This window comes from Rheinheimera metallidurans (assembly GCF_036983985.1).
GTDB lineage: Bacteria > Pseudomonadota > Gammaproteobacteria > Enterobacterales > Alteromonadaceae > Alishewanella > Alishewanella metallidurans.
In genome coordinates this window covers 412,852-430,871 of the sequence record NZ_JALAHQ010000001.1, presented here as the reverse complement: position 1 = coordinate 430,871, position 18,020 = coordinate 412,852, and the positions used below count along the sequence as shown (strand labels likewise).

Sequence of the window (18,020 nt, the reverse complement as noted above, 5' to 3'; positions counted from 1 at the left end):
CTTTATGCTCCATACTGCATTGCAGTCACAACCCTGACCACTTGCACGGTTTCTTTTACGTCGTGTACACGAATTATCTGTGCACCATTTAATGCTGCAATAGTAGCGCAGGCAAGGCTACCTGCCAAACGCTCATTAATCGGTATATTTAATAATTGGCCAATCATCGATTTACGCGACATGCCAGCCAGTACTGGATATCCCGTGTCAACAAATTGTGACAATTGCTGCAACAACGCATAGTTATGCGTTAGGTTTTTACCAAAACCAAAACCGGGGTCGAGTAAAATATTCGCTTTTTTTACACCCGCTTGTTCACAGCTGGCGGCCCGTGTTAATAAAAACTGCTTAACTTCGGCTACCACATCATGGTATTGCGGTTGGTGCTGCATACTGCGTGGCGCGCCCTGCATATGCATTAAGCACACTGGCACTTGGCTGGTCACTGCCACATCCAATGCCCCAGGCTCAAGCAAAGCGCGAACATCATTGATCATATCGGCGCCAGCCTGAATCGCCGCTGACATTACCGCCGCTTTACTGGTATCAATAGAAATTACACAATCAAAACGTTGACGAATAGCACTGATGATTGGCACCACACGCGCTAGCTCATCTTGCTCGTTAACACCGTTAGCGCCTGGGCGAGTAGACTCACCGCCAATATCGAGAATTAGTGCACCGTCGTTAAGCATTTGTTCCGCTTGGCGCAGCGCAGCATCTAATTGCTGGTGTTTACCACCGTCAGAAAAAGAGTCTGGCGTAATATTTAAAATACCCATCACGACCGGGCGAGTTAAATTAAGTTGACGCTGACGCGGAAGAGACAACAACATAAATACTCCAGCTACTGAATAAAACCGTTTGCTAGTAAAGGCAAACCCCGGAAGAACCGGGGCTTGTATGCTTAGCAGGATAGCAATTTAGTGCAGGTTGCCCTCTGAAGGCTTCGCTGATACGACGGTATCATCATCACTACTCGCTTTCGTGTCTGGCGTATCGTCAGAACCGCTTTTTTCGCGCGGCTCCCAGTTTTCTGGTTGACGCACTTCGCGCCTTGCCATCAAATCGTCAATTTGTTTAGCATCAATAGTTTCGTACTTCATTAGCGCATCTTTCATTGAATGCAATACATCCATATTTTCTTCAATTAGCGCTTTTGCTCTGTCGTAGTTGCGGTCGATGAAATCACGTATTTCTGCATCAATAGCCTTAACGGTATCTTCTGACATATGCTTATTTTTTGACACTGAACGACCTAAAAACACTTCGCCTTCTTCATCAGCGTACAGTAACGGACCTAATTTTTCTGAGAAGCCCCACTGCGTTACCATTTTGCGGGCTAAGTCGGTAGCACGTTCAATATCGTTAGAGGCGCCAGTAGTAACATGCTCAAAACCATAGATCACTTCTTCAGCAATACGACCGCCAAACAACGAGCTAATCATACTTTCCAAATGTCGCTTGCTGTGCGATACCCTATCACGCTCGGGTAAATACATAGTGACACCCAATGCACGACCACGCGGAATAATGCTCACTTTGTACACAGGATCATGATCTGGCACTAAACGACCAACAATAGCGTGTCCAGCTTCATGGTACGCCGTCATTTCTTTTTCTTTCTCAGTCATCACCATAGAGCGACGTTCTGAACCCATCATAATTTTATCTTTGGCTTTTTCAAACTCATCCATTGATACCACACGACGGTTAGTGCGAGCAGCAAATAACGCGGCTTCGTTAACTAAGTTAGCTAAGTCGGCACCTGAGAAACCCGGTGTACCACGGGCAATAACCGATGGCTCAACGCCCTCAGCTAAAGGTACTTTACGCATATGTACCTTTAAAATTTGTTCGCGGCCTTTAACGTCAGGTAAACCAACTACCACTTGACGGTCAAAACGACCTGGACGCAGCAATGCTGGGTCTAATACGTCAGGACGGTTAGTTGCAGCAATAATGATGATACCCTCATTGCCATCAAACCCATCCATTTCTACTAGCATTTGGTTTAATGTTTGCTCACGCTCATCATGACCACCACCTAAACCGGCACCACGTTGACGGCCTACTGCGTCAATTTCGTCGATAAAGATGATACAAGGCGAGGCTTTTTTTGCCTGTTCAAACATGTCACGTACACGTGAAGCACCAACACCAACAAACATTTCAACGAAGTCTGAGCCTGAAATAGTAAAAAACGGCACCTTAGCTTCACCAGCAATGGCTTTAGCTAATAAAGTTTTACCCGTACCAGGTGGGCCAACTAATAAGATACCTTTAGGAATACGGCCACCGAGCTTTTGAAACCGTGAGGGATCTTTCAAGTAATCAACCAACTCCGACACTTCTTCTTTGGCTTCATCACAACCCGCAACATCAGCAAACGTCGTTTTAATTTGGTCTTCGCCCATTAAGCGCGCTTTGCTTTTACCAAACGACATTGCGCCTTTACCACCACCGCCTTGCATTTGACGCATAAAGAAAATCCATACGCCGATAAGCAGTAACATCGGGAACCAAGAAATAAAGATAGTTGCCAACCAGCTACTTTCTTCTGGCTTACTACCAAAAGAATCAACGCCGTTTTTAATCAGGTCGTCGTTTAGCTTCGCGTCGTAACCGGTTGGGATCACGGTTTCAAAGCGCTCGCCACTGCGTTTCACACCCGTTATTACACCAGTGCGGTCTACTTTGACTTCGCGGATCTGCCCTTGGTTTACCTCTTTGATAAACTGGGTGTAGCTGGTTTGCCGCTCGCTGCTATCGCCAGGGCCAAAACTATTGAACACCGACATTAATACGACGGCGATCACTAACCAGACAATCAAATTCTTTGCCATGTCACTCAAGGTTATAACCTCTTCTTAACGAAAATCATAAAATTACCCAGCTACTTTACTAGAGTTTAAAGCCGGTCGCCACGATATATGTCTCACGTGAACGCGCACGGGACGAATCGGGCTTACGAATTTTTACTGTGGTAAAAGCGGCGCGCACATCTTTTACAAATTGCTCGAAGCCTTCACCATGAAATACTTTGACCACAAAACTACCATTTTGCTTCAATACTTTGCTACACATATCTAAAGCTAGCTCGACCAGATAGTATGAGCGAGCCTGATCTATGGTGTCATTTCCGCTCATATTGGGTGCCATATCAGACAATACCACATCTACGTTCTGGCCGTTAATTCGGTTTAGCAATGCATTTAATACATCACCTTCACGAAAATCACCCTGCAAAAAACTCACACCGTTTATCGGGTCCATCGGCAAAATATCACAAGCAATAATAGTGCCTTTATCTCCCACTAAGCCAACACAAAATTTTGACCAACTGCCCGGCGCAGAGCCTAAATCAACTACCGTCATGCCCGTTCTAATCAACTTGTCTTGCTGATTAATTTCTTCTAACTTAAAAGCGGCACGCGATCTTAAACCTAGCTTTTGTGCTTTGTGCACAAAGTGGTCACTTAAATGCTCTTGTAACCAGCGGGTTGAACTACCAGAGCGTTTTTTCTTGCTCATGCTATCACTCTTAATTAGTCTTATGGGTTAGATGGCGTTACAATAACGAAAATTCAAGCGTTATCTGCGGAAATAGTCATTTTATGAGCTTAACCAATAAACAAAAACAGTTTTTAAAAGCCAAAGCGCACGAACTTAAGCCAGTTATTCTACTTGGTAATAACGGTTTAACGGAAGGTGTTATTGCCGAAATAGAAGTTGCTCTTAATTTTCATGAGCTAATTAAAATTAAAGTACCTACTGAAGATCGCGAAGAAAAAGTGTTAATTATGGACGCTATCATTCGTGAAACTAAAGCGCACAAGGTACAAGTTATCGGTAAAACCTTGGTATTGTTCCGCCCGTCTGAACACAAGAAAATTCATATACCACGCGGTTAACCCGTATTTAGTATTAAAAAAGCGCCTGAAGGCGCTTTTTTAATATCCGAGCTCGTTAGATATATTGCACTGCGACAATTTCAAACTCTACCACACCTTTTGGTGTGGTAATGTTTGCAACATCGTCAGCCATTTTACCTATTAAGCCCCGTGCTATTGGCGAATTAATCGATATTAAGTTGCTTTTAATATCGGCTTCATCGTCGCCAACAATGCGATAGGTTACTTCTTCTTCGCTATCAAGATTCAGAATAGTTACCGTAGAGCCAAAAATAACTTTGCCAGTGTTAGCTAACTTACTGATATCAATAATCTGCGCGTTAGATAACTTGGCTTCAATATCTTGGATCCGCCCTTCGCAAAACCCTTGCTGCTCACGCGCAGCGTGATACTCGGCGTTCTCTTTCAAGTCGCCGTGCTCACGTGCGGTAGCAATAGCCTGAATAATAATTGGCCGTTTAACCGATTTAAGTTCATGCAGTTCAGCACGCAATCGCTCTGCGCCTTGAACTGTCATCGGAATTTGACTCATCCGTTTACTCTCTTATGTAGTTCCTGCACCGAAACAACACTTTCAAATGCACTGGCTGCACTGGATTCTACAGTAGCAAAGGCGGCATTTAGGGTTGTGGTGTAATTGGCTTTATGCTGCAACGTACCGCGGCGAATCACTTTAGAGTCTTCTATTGCTTTACGACCATCGGTAGTATTCACAATATAGCTGTATTCACCGTTTTTAATTCTATCGAGAATATGCGGCCGGCCTTCAAATACTTTGTTCACCGTACGACATTCGATACCTGCAGCTTGTAATGCTTTAGCTGTACCACCGGTAGCATCAAGCTCAAAACCTTTGCTTACCATTAATTTAGCTAATTCAACTACGCGCACTTTATCGCTGTCTCGTACCGAAAGCAAGGCTCTACCTCCAGTAGGAATGTAAGTACTTGCACCTAGCTGGCCTTTTGAGAACGCCGAGCTAAAGGTTTCGCCCACACCCATTACTTCGCCAGTAGAACGCATTTCAGGGCCAAGAATAGGGTCAACACCTGGGAACTTGTTAAACGGAATAACCACTTCTTTAACTGAGTAGTAAGGTGGGATCACTTCTTTGGTTACACCTTGCGACGCTAAAGACTGGCCAACCATACAACGCGCACCGATTTTCGCCACGGCAACACCGGTTGCTTTCGACACAAAGGGCACAGTACGTGCAGCGCGTGGGTTAACTTCGATTAAATACACTTCGTTATCTTTAACCGCAAACTGCGTATTCATTAAGCCTACAACGCCCAGCTCTAACGCTAATTTACGCACTTGGTCGCGCATCACGTCTTGTATTTCAGCTGATAACGAATGCGGTGGTAACGAACAGGCCGAGTCGCCAGAATGCACACCGGCTTGTTCGATATGCTCCATAATGCCGCCAATAACCACTTCTGTGCCGTCACAAATAGCGTCAACATCGACTTCAATAGCATCGTCTAAGAAGTTATCTAACAGTACCGGAGAGTCATTCGACACACTTACGGCTTCAGTCATATAACGACGTAAATCTGGTTCGTCATAGACAATTTCCATGGCGCGACCACCTAGTACATAAGACGGGCGCACTACCATTGGAAAACCAATATCAGCCGCTTTACTTAAGGCTTCTTCAACACTAGTAACGGTGGCGTTTTTCGGCTGCTTTAAGCCTAAGCGCACTACCGCTTGCTGGAAACGCTCGCGGTCTTCAGCACGGTCTATCGCATCAGGCGAAGTACCAATAATTGGCACGCCGTTAGCTTCTAAGGCACGGGCTAATTTTAGCGGCGTTTGGCCGCCGTATTGCACGATCACACCTTTGGGCTGCTCTTTACGCACTATTTCTAATACGTCTTCTAAAGTAATTGGCTCGAAGTACAAGCGATCTGAGGTGTCATAATCGGTTGATACGGTTTCTGGGTTACAGTTGATCATAATGGTTTCATAACCATCTTCACGCAGCGCTAATGCCGCGTGCACACAACAGTAATCAAACTCGATACCTTGACCGATACGGTTTGGTCCACCGCCAATAATCATGATTTTATCGCGATTAGTGGTTGCGGCTTCACATTCTTCATCGTAAGTGGAGTACATATAAGCGGTATCTGAAGCAAATTCAGCGGCACAGGTGTCAACCCGTTTGTATACTGGGTGAATAGCAAAACTGTGGCGTTTTTTACGCACTTCGTTTTCGCTAACACCTAATACATCGGCAATACGTTTATCGGCGAAACCTTTCCGTTTTACCCGAGCTATAGCGGCTTTATCTAAACCAGCAAAGCCCGCAGCGGCTAAGGTGGCCTCTTCTTTAATTAAATCTTCAATTTGCACTAAAAACCAAGGATCAATGTTGGTTAGAGCAAAAATATCGTCAATTGACATACCAAAGCGGAATGCATCACCGATGTACCAAATACGATCGGCACCCGGCTCTTTTAATTCACGAATAATAATGTCTTTGGCATCGGTTCTGGTTAAATCAATAATAGGATCTAAGCCTGACATGCCAGTTTCTAAGCTACGTAACGCTTTTTGTAATGATTCTTGTTGGTTACGACCAATTGCCATCACTTCGCCAACCGATTTCATCTGTGTGGTTAAGCGATCGTTAGCACCAGCAAATTTTTCAAAGTTAAAGCGTGGCACTTTCGTTACGACATAATCGATACTTGGCTCAAACGATGCAGGTGTTTTACCACCGGTAATATCGTTCGCCAGTTCATCTAGCGTGTAACCCACCGCCAGCTTTGCCGCTACTCTGGCAATCGGGAAGCCGGTTGCTTTAGACGCTAATGCAGATGAACGAGATACCCGTGGGTTCATCTCAATAACTACCATCCGGCCATCTTTAGGGTCAATACCAAACTGTACGTTTGAGCCACCCGTTTCAACGCCAATTTCACGCAGTATCGCTAACGAGGCGCTACGCATAATCTGATATTCTTTGTCGGTCAAGGTTTGCGCTGGCGCTACGGTAATTGAGTCGCCAGTATGCACGCCCATTGGATCGAAGTTTTCGATAGAACAAACGATAATGCAGTTATCGTTTTTATCGCGCACCACTTCCATCTCATACTCTTTCCAGCCAATTAGTGATTCATCAATCAATAATTCTTTGGTCGGCGATAAATCTAAACCGTTAGTACAAATTTCTTCAAATTCTTCGCGGTTATAAGCAATACCACCGCCTGAGCCACCCATGGTAAATGACGGACGAATAATACAAGGAAAGCCAATGTCTTCTAGTACCGCAAAAGCTTCTTCCATTGAATGAGCAAAACCGGCACGTGGGCAGGCTAAACCAATAGCACGCATCGCTTTATCAAAACGGTTACGATCTTCAGCTTTATCAATAGCATCAGCTGTTGCGCCAATCATTTCAACATTGTACTTAGCCAGTACACCGTGACGTTCCAAGTCTAACGCGCAGTTAAGTGCGGTTTGACCGCCCATAGTGGGCAGTACGGCACAAGGCCGCTCTTTTTCAATAATTTTCTCTACTACTTGCCAATGAATTGGCTCGATATAGGTAGCATCAGCCATCTCTGGATCGGTCATAATAGTAGCTGGGTTAGAATTAACTAAAATAACTCGATAACCCTCTTCTCTTAGCGCTTTACAGGCTTGGGCGCCTGAATAGTCAAACTCACAAGCTTGACCGATAACGATAGGGCCAGCGCCTAAGATAAGAATACTTTTTAAGTCGGTACGTTTTGGCATTGCGTCTGAGTCTCCGTAATTCGTGTTTGCTTAGGCTGAATGTTTACGCATCAGCGCAATAAAATGGTCGAATAGCTCAGCGGCTTCAAACGGTCCAGGGCTAGCCTCAGGGTGTCCTTGAAAACTAAACGCAGGTTTATCTGTGCGCTCTAAGCCTTGCAAAGTACCATCAAATAACGATTTATGAGTAGCGCGCAAGGTTTCTGGCAAGCTGGTTTCATCTACCGCAAAACCGTGATTCTGAGCCGTAATCATCACTCGCTTCGTAGTTAAAATTTGCACCGGATGGTTAGCACCATGATGACCAAATTTCATTTTCAGCGTGCGTGCACCACTAGCTAGAGCCAATAACTGGTGGCCTAAACAGATACCAAACATCGGTATATCAGTAGTTAAAAAAGTTTTAATCGCTTCAATGGCGTAATCGCAAGGTGCTGGGTCGCCAGGGCCGTTTGATAAAAATATCCCATCGGGCTTCATCGCTAGCACTTCAGCCGCAGAAGTTTGCGCAGGTACTACCGTTAAGCGGCAACCACGCTCAGCCAAAGAACGTAAAATATTACGCTTTACACCAAAATCGTAGGCAACCACATGAAACTCACCTGAGGTATTCTGGTTATAACCTTCACCCAGACGCCAAACCCCTTCAGTCCAAGGATACGGCTGCTTTGTTGTAACCTGCTTTGCTAAATCCATACCAGCCAAACCAGGAAAATCTTTGGCTAACTGCAAGGCTTTAGCTGCATCAAGGTTATCACCGGCAATAATACAGCCGTTTTGTGTGCCTTTTTCGCGCAGAATTCGGGTTAGCTTACGGGTGTCAATATCAGCAATACCCACAACATTGTGTGCAGAGAGGTAGTCGGTTAAAGATTGTTGATTACGGAAGTTACTTGAAAGAAGTGGTAAATCTCTGATTATTAAACCTTTAGCCCAAACCTGATTTGATTCTTCATCTTCAGCGTTTGTGCCGGTGTTACCAATATGCGGATAAGTAAGAGTGACGATTTGTTCTGCGTATGAGGGATCTGTTAATATTTCTTGATACCCGGTCATCGAAGTGTTGAACACCACTTCACCTACAGAAACTCCTTTAGCGCCAATGGCTGTACCGTGAAATACGGTGCCGTCTTCCAGTACGAGCAGGGCGGACTTAGACAAAATAACCTCCAAACAGCAAAAAACGGGCAAAAACCGCAACTGTTTTACAACCCGTTTTGACCCAAAATGTGATAGCAAATTTGCCTTGGGCAAACCTGACTATTCTATGCGATTGCAGGATAATTAGCTATAAATTTTTCTGTTTTATTATAAATATCGACTTGCGTTGCTTTGTTGCCCAAGCTCGGTATAAAACTAGCTTAAGTTAGCTAAACCTAGCACTTGTTGCATGGTATAAAGCCCAGACTGCTTATTTTGCAACCAGTGCGCAGCACGCAGTGCGCCTTGTGCGAAGGTGTTTCGACTAGACGCTTTATGGGTTATTTCGAGTCTTTCGCCTAAATCTGCAAATAGTGCAGTATGATCGCCAATAACGTCGCCCGCACGTATAGTAGAAAACCCTATGGTCTGTTGCTCACGCTCACCGGTTATACCTTCACGCCCATATACCGCAACGTCATTTAGATCACGTCCTAGTACCTTAGCAATACTGTTACCTATTGCCATAGCCGTACCAGAGGGCGCATCTTTCTTATAGCGATGATGCGCCTCTATAATTTCTATATCTGCAGTTTGCCCCATCACTTTGGCTGCGGTTTGCACCAAATGTAGCAACAAGTTAACACCAACACTCATATTAGGTGCCCAAATAATAGGAATATGCTGGCTGGCTTGTTGCACTTGCTGGTATTGCTGATCCGTTAACCCTGTCACGCCGATGACCATAGCTTTTTGCGCTGCTACCGCTAACGTTAAATGCTGCAGCATTGGCTCTGGCATTGTAAAATCAAGCCAAATATCCGCTTGGTTAATGCTGCAAGTATTAGCAGCACTAAGTAATAGCCCAAGTTTGCCACAACCTGCTAGCTCGCCAGCATCAAGCCCAATAAATGGCGAATCTTGACGTACCGTTGCGCCGGTAAGTTTTAGCTGCTGCTCGTGAGCAACATTAACTAACGCACGCCCCATCCGGCCATTAGCACCAAAAATTCCGATAGTTGGCATCATAAAACTCTGTTCATCAATAACTAAGGCGGCTATTAAAACAAAAGCTGTCGATAGTAGAAAGCAAAATAGCCATCTTAATGGCTATTTTTTAATGCTTTAACTTGTAGTTATATTGCGCTGCGCAAAATTTGCTTGGTGATCTCTGGCGTAATGTCGCCATGCTCGCCTAACTTAACCATGCCATTAACCTCTAATTTGGCTACCAAGATATCCACCGCATCGGCTGTAATACCGTAGTCAGCTAAGCGTGTTGGCACCCCCATTTGCTCGAAAAAAGCGCGAGTGTGGTTAATGGCTTCATCAATTAAACGCTCTTCATCGCTATGCTGCAGTTGCCATACGCGACGACCATATTGCAGCAGTTTCTCGCGTTTTTGTTGCCGTTGTTGTTGCAGTAACGCTGGCAACACAATAGCTAAGGTTTGTGCATGATCTAAGCCATACACTGCAGTAATTTCATGACCTATCATATGCGTTGCCCAATCTTGCGGCACGCCCTGGCCAATCAAACCATTAAGTGCCATCGTTGCTGCCCACATAATATTGGCGCGCACATCATAGTTATCTGGATCGCGTAATGCTTTAGGCCCCTCTTCAATAAGAGTTTGCAGTAAACCTTCAGCAAAACGGTCTTGCACTGGCGCATTAACCGGATAGGTTAAATATTGCTCTATCACGTGTATAAAAGCATCAACCACACCATTAGCTACTTGTTTAGGCGGTAAGCTAAAGGTTACGCTTGGGTCAAGAATCGCAAATTTTGGATAAACTAAAGGGCTTGAAAACGACAACTTCTGTTGAGTGTCATAGCGAGTAACCACCGAGTTACCGTTACTTTCTGAGCCGGTTGCTGGTAGTGTTAGCACACAGCCTAAAGGCACAGCAGAAGTTACGCGAGCACCATTGGCTAGAATATCCCAAGCGTCACCGTGAAACATCGCCGCTGCGGCAATAAATTTACTACCATCAATTACACTACCACCACCTACTGGCAGCAAAAAATCAATTTTTTCACGGCGCACAATATCTGCCGCACGCATTAGTGTTTCAAAGCTTGGGTTAGGCTCTATACCACTAAACTCTTGCCAATCAAAACCTGATAAGGCTTTAACTACTTGATCGTAAACACCATTACTTTTAATTGAACCACCGCCATATAGCAGCAATACCTTACTACCAGTAGGAATTAAGGTACTTAGCTTTGCCAACTGAGCTTGGCCAAAAACAATACGGGTTGGGTTTTGAAATGAAAAATTGAGCATAAAGCTCTCCGTGCGCATTTATAATTAACTTAGTTAATGAGGGCAGCACAGTGTTAGAACAAGTATCTGTTAACAAATTAAGTAAACAGCACGCATATTTTTGCGTGCTGTTTGCTATTTTCTATTTAATGAAAACACTTGCGTCTTGCGATGTAGCCAACGCCTAAAAGAAATAATACTAAGGTTGCAGGCTCAGGAACTTGCTGATAAACGGTAATACCGCTTGCCAATAAAGCATAGGCTTCACGTCCTAAAATACCATGAGCCCGGCTGGTCGGATGAATTTCATCCCAAAACACATATTGTGAAACGTTAGCACAGGTACGTTCACTAGCGAAAAGCCCACCAGTAACGGATCTACATTGGTCGGTAGTATTACTAAAACCTTCAGATAAAGGATCGGCTAAAATACCGTCAAATATACTACGTACATCTAACATGTAAATTTGTGCATCGGAATTTTTTGCTAAATTAATTAGCATATCTTCCAGCATGCTATTCCATAACATGCTTACTTCATGTCCGGAAAAGCTTTCTGCCGTTGCAGCAAACTCAGGAATACTGCCAAGATCCGGCAAATTGGGCACCAACAATGTCATTGCCCCTCGTGCAATCATGTCGGTCAGCATCATTTGAAAGTTACCAATAATAGACGTCACCATCATCAGTGGGCTAGTCACACCCACTAAATCACGCATATCATTGCCTCCAGCCCAAGCAATATACAATGCATCAGCGTCAAAAGCGCTACCTGACAAACGGTTTAAATACTGGTCATACTGATTTAATACGCCTGTCGACACACCTGACGTGTTATCAATGCGAGCACCACCGTAAGCGAAATTATTACCGCCAGAGGTAGAGCGTGTCGTAGATAACGCTAAATCACTCGCTAGGTATTCATGCCAAACATTACCATTAGAGAAACGGCCGTTTGGACCATAACCAGCCAGTGCAGCTACAGGCCCAAGACTACCTAGAGGCACAGTAGCTTTGGTGTTACCTGTATCAGACAAGCTATCACCAAAAATATAAATGTCAGAAAAAATTATCGACGCAGATACAGGTAAAGTGAGCAAAGTTAAACTGATACTGAGCACAAAACACTTCAACCAGAGAAATGATGGTATTGTTTTCATTCGTTATCCCTTTATTTTTATTAGCGGCCTAGACAGGCCTGCACGTTGCTACAGCAACTTACATGCCTACAAATGAAAAACCACAATTAATAGTAAATAGAAGAGGTAACATTGAGCTTGGTGCGCTAACACACCAACCGCGACATAGCGATAACCGCAGCAAAACTTAACTACTGTATAATATATGGACAGCTATATCTAAAATAAACACGATAGACCGTTTAAAAGCTATACCATATACAAGATGATGGTACAGCCATAATGTCAATTAACCTGACAGTTACACTTAACGTCCCGCGCCTCTTAAGCGCTTGACCTGTTGTTCCAGCTCTGCTGCCGATGCTTGTTCTGCTGGAATTTCAGCGCTAGCTATCAAATTAACCTTTGACCAAAATCGACCTTTAAATTTAAATGCGCCATTACCATGATGACTAAAAAATGAGCCCCACAAGCCTTGTAGCGCCATAGGGATAACGGGTACTGGCGTTTCGGCGACAATACGCTCGATACCGGGACGAAAGCTGTCAATTTCTCCGGTTTTAGTTAAGCGTCCTTCCGGAAAAATACATACTAAGTTACCTTGCGCTAATTCGTGTTTAATCGCGGCAAATGCAGCTTCATACACCGCCTCATCTTTTTGCTTGGCACAAATTGGAATGGTTCTAGCGGCTTTAAATAACCAATTGGCAACAGGTAAATCATAAATTGCCTTTTCCATCACAAAGCTTACCGGACGGCGCACCGCACCGCCAATCAGCAATGCATCTACATAGCTTACGTGATTTGCCACCAGTATAGCGGCGCCGTCGTTTGGGATATGCTCAAGCCCGTGACTTTTCACGCGGTACATAGTATGGCCGAGCAAATAAATAACAAAGCGCACGGCAAACTCTGGTACTTGGCTATAAACATAAATAGCAATAACTGCATTCATTACGGCCAGTATTAAAAAGTATTCTGGTATCGCTAAATTAAACACGGTTAAAAAGACAATACCGGCAATTGCGCTGGCTACCATAAACAAGGCATTAAAAATATTATTAGCCGCGATCACTCGCGCTCGCTGCTGCGGTTCTGCGCGCTGCTGTAATAATGCATATAGCGGCACAATAAATAGACCGCCTGATATACCAATAAAAATAAGATCGATAAGTACTTTCCAACCAAAACCGGTTGCTAAAAACTGTTGCAAATTTAATAGCTCTACGGGTAATTGCGCTGGGCTACTAAAAAATAAACTAACACCAAACAACGTTAAGCCTACCGAGCCTATCGGCACTAAACCTAACTCTACTCTATCGCCAGATAGCCGCTCACAAAGCATAGATCCTATACCAACGCCCACTGAAAATGCCACTAGCAGCGCGGTCACAACGGTGTTATCACCACCGAGTATGGTTTTAGTAAAATTAGGAAACTGGGTTAGATAACTAGCGCCTAAAAACCAAAACCAGCTAATCGCCATAATAGCTAAGTACAGCGTTCTGTTGCTGTAACTAATGCTAATTGCCGCTTTAGTTTGCTGCCAAGGGGCAAAGCGAAAGTGCTCAGCACCAGCCATTTTATCTACCAAGGGTATTTTTCGACTAATCAGATAACCCAACACAGAAAATGCAATAACAATTAACGCGATCCATATTGGCGCACCAGCCAAGCCAACCAATACACCTCCGGTAATCGTGCCCAGTAATATAGCGATAAAAGTACCCATTTCTACCCAAGCATTACCCGCTAATAATTCTTTTTCAGTCAGTAATTGCGGCAAAATAGCGTACTTAACGGGACCAAAAAATGCAGATTGGCTACCCATTAAAAATAGTAGCGCAAGCAACAACATATATTGTTCAAAGTAAAATGCAGCACCGGCTAATAACATTAAACCGATTTCAAGCAACTTTAATGCACGAATTAACCGAGTTTTACACACCGCATCAGCTAAAGCGCCTGCGGTAGCTGAAAATAGTAAAAACGGCAAAATAAACAAGCCGGCCGCCAAATTCATGGTTAAATCAATGTCCCATGGCAAGGCATTTGCTGCGGCAAAGGTAAGCATTAGCATTAACGCATTTTTAAATACATTGTCGTTAAACGCGCCGCTAGCTTGAGTAAGAAAAAAAGGCAAAAAACGCTTAGAAACAATTAGCTTACCTGCTGACATCCGAACTCCAATAAAAGCAATGTAATAAATAAGTTGCCAGCATAATCAACTCAGGTAATTTATACCAGTAGCTGATTATGCCGACACAATTGACAGGCCATCTAGCCATCTATATATTGCACGCCATTGTAGCCAGAACCAGATGGTTTTTATAAGGTAACACTATGAATCAAAATATTACTGCAACACTAGGGGCTAAACGCTCTTTGTTGCCACTGCTGCTTTTTATCATACTTTTTCTTGGTACTGGCTTATATTTGCAAAGCCAAGGTGTGGCCTATGCTTTTTATCAATTACCCGGCCACGTGGCCATTATTCCGGCATTAATATTGGCAGTCTGGTTACATAAGGCACCACTGCAGCAATCTATTGATGTGATGATTAAAGGCGCAGGTAATAGCAATATCATCACTATGTGTATCATTTATTTACTGGCTGGCGCGTTTGCTAGCGTTGCCGCCGCCACCGGTGGTGTTGATGCGGCCGTAAATGCAGGCTTGAGTTTGGTACCGGCACCGTGGTTATTGCCAGGCTTATTTGTTATAGCTGCGCTTATTTCTACTGCTATGGGTACATCGATGGGTACCATTGGTGCATTAGCGCCGGTTGCTACTGGCTTGTCTAACCAAGCCGATATGGCCCCAGCCTTAGTCGCTGGCGTATTGCTAAGTGGCGCTATGTTTGGTGACAACTTATCTATCATTTCTGACACCACCATTGCCGCCACCCGCACTCAGGGCGCAAAAATGTCCGACAAGTTTCGCGAAAATATTAAAATAGCACTGCCAGCGGCGTTACTTACGCTGCTGCTATATATCGTACTAGCTAGTGACGGCGTAGTAATAACAACAGAGAATATTAACTGGAGTGCAGTATTGCCTTACGCGGCTATTTTGTTGCTCGCTGTACTTGGCTTAAACGTATTTGTCGTATTGCTGCTAGGGATAGTTCTGGCTGCGTTGCAGGGTGCGTTTTTGGGTGATTATATGTTGGCTAACTTGGGTAAAGATATTGCTAGTGGCTTTGCCAGCATGCAAGAAATATTCATTTTGGCGATGCTGGTCAGTGCGTTAAGTGAATTTATTAAACAACAGGGCGGGTTAAGCTGGATTGCTAGCAAAATTCAACACGCAGCAAACGGCTTAAAACTCTCTGGTAATAAAGCGCAGCAACTGGCGATCTCAGCATTAGTCTTTATTAGTAACCTGTGTATTGCCAATAACACGGTAGCTATCGTGCTAACCGGTGACGTTGCTAAAACACTCGCGCAGCAACACCAGATATCGCCACGTCGCAGCGCCAGCTTATTGGATATTTTTGCCTGTATTAGCCAAGGTTTGGTGCCTTATGGTGCACAGGCGCTATTGTTAGGGGCAAGTTTTGGTATTTCGCCGTGGCAAGTGGTGACACAAAGTTACTACTGTTTAATCCTACTTGTTGTCGCCATGTTTACCATACTATTGAGAAAAAGTACGGCGGCTTAACTAGCGCAGATAGAAAAATTACATAGCAATATAATGCCCGCTGCGAGTATGTTGGGCATTATATTCGCTAATAAACTCAGTATTATAATGAACATTTTGGTAAAGACGCAGCGGCTTTACGTTCGTTATAGGTTTTCATTGCTTCGGGTAATTTGTCGCGTAAATCTTTAATTCTGGTTTCTGGTGCAGGGTGAGTTGACATAAACTCTGGCGTACCGCCACTGCCTACTGCAGCCATATTTTGCCATAAATTAACGGCTTGGCGTGGTTCAAAACCGGCTTTGGCCATTAAATCTAGGCCGATAATATCTGACTCCGATTCGTGGGCACGGCTAAAGGGTAACGTTACGCCAAGTTGTGCGCCTAAACCAAATGCGGTCATTAATTCTTGCTGATACTTTACGCCGTAAGCTTTCATACCGGCATCACCTAACGACAGTACCGTTTGCACCGCTTGGTTAGTTGATAAGCGTTCGTTACTATGACCTGCAATAACGTGACCTATTTCGTGGCCAATGACAGCAGCTAGCTGATCTTTGTTTTCTGCAACTTTCAGCAGCCCGGTGTAGACACCAATTTTACCACCGGGTAAGGCGAAGGCGTTCACTTGCTCCGAGTCAAACACCACGATTTCCCAGCTTTTTGCCCGTAAGTTTTCTGGCGTTACCGCCAACAAGGCATTAGCTACGCATTGCACATACTTATTAACTTTTACATCTTTCGCAATGGGTGTTTCGGCCTTCATAGTGTCAAAGGTTTGCGCGCCCATTTTGCTAAGCTCGGTGTCATTAAAGAGCATGATTTGCCGACGGCCAGTGGGTGACTGGGCACAAGCTGCGATGACTAAAACACAGGTTGCAGTAATAAATAACTTTTTAAACATAAAAACTTCCTTATTTGTGACAACAGCGTTAGTAAGCTGAACTGACGTTTATTGTATATATGAAATAGTAAAAAACCACCCGAAGGTGGTTCTTTAACAAAGATTAGCTGGTTAGATCATCAAAAAATTTCTTCACTCCATCAAAGAAACCTTTCGATTTAGGACGATGTTTTGCCTCACCATCACCCGCCATGCTGTCATCTAACTGTCGTAACAACTCTTTTTGTTTGTCACTTAGGTTTACCGGTGTTTCGATAACCACCTTACACACTAAATCACCAACGCCACCGCCGCGTACAGACTGCACACCTTTACCACGTAAACGGAACATTTTTTCTGTTTGCGTTTCGGCAGGAATTTTCAGTTTTAATCGGCCATCGAGTGTTGGTACTTCAATTTCACCACCCAATGCGGCAATAGTGAAACTTAGCGGCACATCACAATATAAATTATTACCTTCACGCACAAAGATTGGGTGCTCTTTAACATGCACTTGTACATACAAGTCACCCGCAGGCGCGCCATGCATACCAGCTTCGCCTTCGCCGGTTAAACGAATGCGATCACCGGTATCAACGCCAGCTGGAATTTTAACTGACAGCGTTTTAGTTTTTTCTATCCGACCATCACCATGACACTTAGTACAAGGTTCTGGGATAATTTTACCGCGGCCACTACAGGTTGGGCAGGTTTGCTGCACGGCAAAAAAGCCCTGACGCATAGTAACCTGGCCGGCACCATGACATGTTGGACAGCTTTTAGCAGCAGTGCCTTTTTTCGCACCTGAACCATCACAACTATCACAACCCACCATGGTAGGTACTTTAATGTCTACCGATTTGCCACGAACAGCTTCTTCTAGGCTTAGCTCTAGGTTGTAGCGTAAGTCAGACCCACGTTGAGCGCGTGACTGACCACGACGGCCACCACCACCAAAAATATCGCCGAACACATCACCGAAAATATCACCGAAATCGCCACCACCGGCGCCACCACCGAAACCTCCGGCACCACGGTTCGGATCGACACCGGCATGGCCATGACGGTCATAGGCTGCGCGCTTTTGCTCGTCCGATAATACTTCATAGGCTTCTTGGACTTCTTTAAACTTCTCTTCCAGAGCTTTATCACCCTGAGTACGATCGGGGTGAAGTTTCATGGCGAGGCGTTTATAAGCCTTTTTGATGTCTTTATCGTCGGCGCCTTTAGCGACACCTAATACTTCATAATAGTCACGCTTGGACATACTTCTCGCTCAGTG

14 protein-coding genes are annotated in these 18,020 nt (G+C 44.4%); 2 read left to right on the top strand and 12 right to left on the bottom strand.

Annotation, left to right across the window (positions count from 1 at the left end; translation table 11 throughout):
• Window positions 1-2: 2 nt before the first annotated feature.
• The 3 genes from folP to rlmE all read right to left on the bottom strand — a co-directional run bounded on the left by folP (window position 3) and on the right by rlmE (window position 3,534).
• Complete coding sequence (folP, locus tag MN199_RS02020) at window positions 3-836, bottom strand: dihydropteroate synthase (RefSeq protein WP_132581845.1); 834 nt, start codon at window positions 834-836, stop codon at window positions 3-5.
• Between the two features lie 87 nt (window positions 837-923).
• Window positions 924-2,855 (bottom strand): ATP-dependent zinc metalloprotease FtsH, encoded by a 1,932-nt coding sequence (ftsH, locus tag MN199_RS02015; protein ID WP_132581843.1) that lies wholly within the window; start codon window positions 2,853-2,855, stop codon window positions 924-926.
• 49 nt (window positions 2,856-2,904) lie between these two features.
• Window positions 2,905-3,534 (bottom strand): 23S rRNA (uridine(2552)-2'-O)-methyltransferase RlmE, encoded by a 630-nt coding sequence (gene rlmE / locus MN199_RS02010; RefSeq protein ID WP_132581842.1) that lies wholly within the window; start codon window positions 3,532-3,534, stop codon window positions 2,905-2,907.
• A gap of 83 nt (window positions 3,535-3,617) precedes the next feature.
• On the opposite strand from rlmE, the gene yhbY reads away from it, so the two are divergent.
• Window positions 3,618-3,914, top strand: coding sequence for a ribosome assembly RNA-binding protein YhbY (gene yhbY / locus MN199_RS02005; protein WP_132581841.1), 297 nt, complete (start codon window positions 3,618-3,620; stop codon window positions 3,912-3,914).
• A gap of 55 nt (window positions 3,915-3,969) precedes the next feature.
• On the opposite strand, the gene greA is transcribed toward yhbY, so the two are convergent.
• From greA to MN199_RS01970, 7 genes are all read right to left on the bottom strand, one after another.
• On the bottom strand, window positions 3,970-4,446 hold the full coding sequence (gene greA, locus MN199_RS02000; protein ID WP_132581839.1) for a transcription elongation factor GreA: 477 nt from the start codon (window positions 4,444-4,446) through the stop codon (window positions 3,970-3,972).
• A complete protein-coding gene (carB, locus tag MN199_RS01995) occupies window positions 4,443-7,664 on the bottom strand; it encodes a carbamoyl-phosphate synthase large subunit (protein ID WP_335738261.1) in 3,222 nt (1,073 codons plus the stop codon). Before carB ends, greA begins: the two co-directional genes overlap by 4 nt.
• A 30-nt stretch (window positions 7,665-7,694) precedes the next feature.
• Window positions 7,695-8,825: a glutamine-hydrolyzing carbamoyl-phosphate synthase small subunit gene (carA, locus tag MN199_RS01990; RefSeq protein WP_335738260.1), complete on the bottom strand. Its 1,131-nt coding sequence runs from the start codon at window positions 8,823-8,825 to the stop codon at window positions 7,695-7,697.
• Window positions 8,826-9,020: 195 nt separating this feature from the next.
• Window positions 9,021-9,830, bottom strand: coding sequence for a 4-hydroxy-tetrahydrodipicolinate reductase (dapB, locus tag MN199_RS01985; protein WP_335738676.1), 810 nt, complete (start codon window positions 9,828-9,830; stop codon window positions 9,021-9,023).
• Window positions 9,831-9,940: 110 nt separating this feature from the next.
• Complete coding sequence (locus MN199_RS01980) at window positions 9,941-11,095, bottom strand: iron-containing alcohol dehydrogenase (RefSeq protein WP_132581833.1); 1,155 nt, start codon at window positions 11,093-11,095, stop codon at window positions 9,941-9,943.
• Between the two features lie 125 nt (window positions 11,096-11,220).
• A complete protein-coding gene (locus MN199_RS01975) occupies window positions 11,221-12,234 on the bottom strand; it encodes an SGNH/GDSL hydrolase family protein (RefSeq protein WP_335738259.1) in 1,014 nt (337 codons plus the stop codon).
• Window positions 12,235-12,520: 286 nt separating this feature from the next.
• The gene (locus MN199_RS01970; RefSeq protein WP_335738258.1) at window positions 12,521-14,392 is read right to left on the bottom strand and encodes an MFS transporter; all 1,872 of its coding nucleotides are present in this window, start codon (window positions 14,390-14,392) and stop codon (window positions 12,521-12,523) included.
• 164 nt (window positions 14,393-14,556) lie between these two features.
• On the opposite strand from MN199_RS01970, the gene MN199_RS01965 reads away from it, so the two are divergent.
• Window positions 14,557-15,876 (top strand): Na+/H+ antiporter NhaC family protein, encoded by a 1,320-nt coding sequence (locus MN199_RS01965; RefSeq protein ID WP_335738257.1) that lies wholly within the window; start codon window positions 14,557-14,559, stop codon window positions 15,874-15,876.
• A gap of 82 nt (window positions 15,877-15,958) precedes the next feature.
• Here the strand turns inward: MN199_RS01965 and MN199_RS01960 are convergent, their stop codons facing one another.
• On the bottom strand, window positions 15,959-16,759 hold the full coding sequence (locus MN199_RS01960) for a M48 family metallopeptidase (RefSeq protein ID WP_335738256.1): 801 nt from the start codon (window positions 16,757-16,759) through the stop codon (window positions 15,959-15,961).
• 103 nt (window positions 16,760-16,862) lie between these two features.
• On the bottom strand, window positions 16,863-18,005 hold the full coding sequence (gene dnaJ / locus MN199_RS01955; RefSeq protein ID WP_132581823.1) for a molecular chaperone DnaJ: 1,143 nt from the start codon (window positions 18,003-18,005) through the stop codon (window positions 16,863-16,865).
• Window positions 18,006-18,020: the final 15 nt, after the last annotated feature.

Bases quoted from the DNA above. Each gene is read 5' to 3' on its own strand.
- folP (WP_132581845.1), bottom strand. From the start codon at position 836: ATGTTGTTGTCTCTTCCGCGTCAGCGTCAACTTAATTTAACTCGCCCG.
- rlmE (WP_132581842.1), bottom strand. From the start codon at position 3,534: ATGAGCAAGAAAAAACGCTCTGGTAGTTCAACCCGCTGGTTACAAGAG.
- yhbY (WP_132581841.1), top strand. From the start codon at position 3,618: ATGAGCTTAACCAATAAACAAAAACAGTTTTTAAAAGCCAAAGCGCAC.
- greA (WP_132581839.1), bottom strand. From the start codon at position 4,446: ATGAGTCAAATTCCGATGACAGTTCAAGGCGCAGAGCGATTGCGTGCT.
- carB (WP_335738261.1), bottom strand. From the start codon at position 7,664: ATGCCAAAACGTACCGACTTAAAAAGTATTCTTATCTTAGGCGCTGGC.
- dapB (WP_335738676.1), bottom strand. From the start codon at position 9,830: ATGCCAACTATCGGAATTTTTGGTGCTAATGGCCGGATGGGGCGTGCG.
- MN199_RS01980 (WP_132581833.1), bottom strand. From the start codon at position 11,095: ATGCTCAATTTTTCATTTCAAAACCCAACCCGTATTGTTTTTGGCCAA.
- MN199_RS01975 (WP_335738259.1), bottom strand. From the start codon at position 12,234: ATGAAAACAATACCATCATTTCTCTGGTTGAAGTGTTTTGTGCTCAGT.
- MN199_RS01970 (WP_335738258.1), bottom strand. From the start codon at position 14,392: ATGTCAGCAGGTAAGCTAATTGTTTCTAAGCGTTTTTTGCCTTTTTTT.
- MN199_RS01965 (WP_335738257.1), top strand. From the start codon at position 14,557: ATGAATCAAAATATTACTGCAACACTAGGGGCTAAACGCTCTTTGTTG.
- MN199_RS01960 (WP_335738256.1), bottom strand. From the start codon at position 16,759: ATGTTTAAAAAGTTATTTATTACTGCAACCTGTGTTTTAGTCATCGCA.
- dnaJ (WP_132581823.1), bottom strand. From the start codon at position 18,005: ATGTCCAAGCGTGACTATTATGAAGTATTAGGTGTCGCTAAAGGCGCC.